Source organism: Haloferax sp. s1 (genome assembly GCF_058382125.1).
On the sequence record NZ_JBZRPK010000081.1, the window covers coordinates 1 to 939 of the forward strand.

Below are 939 nucleotides of genomic sequence, written 5' to 3' on the forward strand. Positions count from 1 at the left end.
TTCGTACTCGACCTCGTCGGTTTCGACGTCGACGCTCTCGCCGCGCTGCTCGATTTCTTCGTCGCCGTTCTCAACGTCGACTGTCTCGCCGCCGTTGTCACTCTCGAAGTCGAGGTCTTCCTCGCTGTCCTCGACCTCTAGGTCGTCATCGTCCTGCTCGATGTCGTGGTCGCCGGACTCCGCTTCGACCTCATCTCCGTCGTTCTCGAAGTCAAGGTCGTCTTCGTCGTCTTCTACTTCGAGATCATCACCGTCCTGCTCGATCTCTTGCTCGTCGAAGTCGATATCGACTTCGTCATCGTCCTCGTTGGACTCGAAGTCGAGATCGTCTTCGTCGTCCTCTACTTCGGCATCGTCGCCGTCGTGTTCGATTTCGCCATCCTCAGTGTCGACCTCTACCTCATCGCTATCGTCGCCATCGTCGTCATCTGCGACCGTCTCGTGGTCGCTAAAGAGGTCGTCACCGGACAGGTCCGCTACGGGTGCGGCACTGGCGACGGTCCCCGTCCCCGCAGCTGCCGCCGGCGCCGCGGTGCCGACAAGCAGGCCGACCACGAGGAACGTCACCAGTGCAAACCGCTGTCTGTATTTCATTAGTTGTGGGGTTCCGTGTCGTGTGCTTGGTCGTTGTCTATGAATTCTGGAATAAATTCGAGGTGTGGGCTCCGCTACGACCCCGCCCGGGTGGAAGGCGGGGCTGGGCCGGCTGCCGCGAAAGAACCTTCTCAATCCGATACGGCCGAGTTGCGGTTGTCTATCTCGGTCTGGCTGTCTTATGATTCACTCCCTGATTCCGTGCTGTCGTCGTCGGTGAGCATGGTTTCGAGCATGTTGACCTCGTTGTCGTCGAGGTCCTCGACGTCCATGCCCGCGAGGTCATCGTAGTCGTCCGCGCCGACCGTGGTACCGAGTTCGATGATCTCCTCTCGGGTCAGGTCG

Annotated in this window: 1 pseudogene; it reads right to left on the minus strand. The window is 59.7% G+C overall.

Annotated features, from left to right (window positions below):
- Window positions 1-594, minus strand: a pseudogene (locus QT222_RS00535) (hypothetical protein); the annotation flags it as partial.
- Between the last annotated feature and the right edge of the window lie 345 nt (window positions 595-939).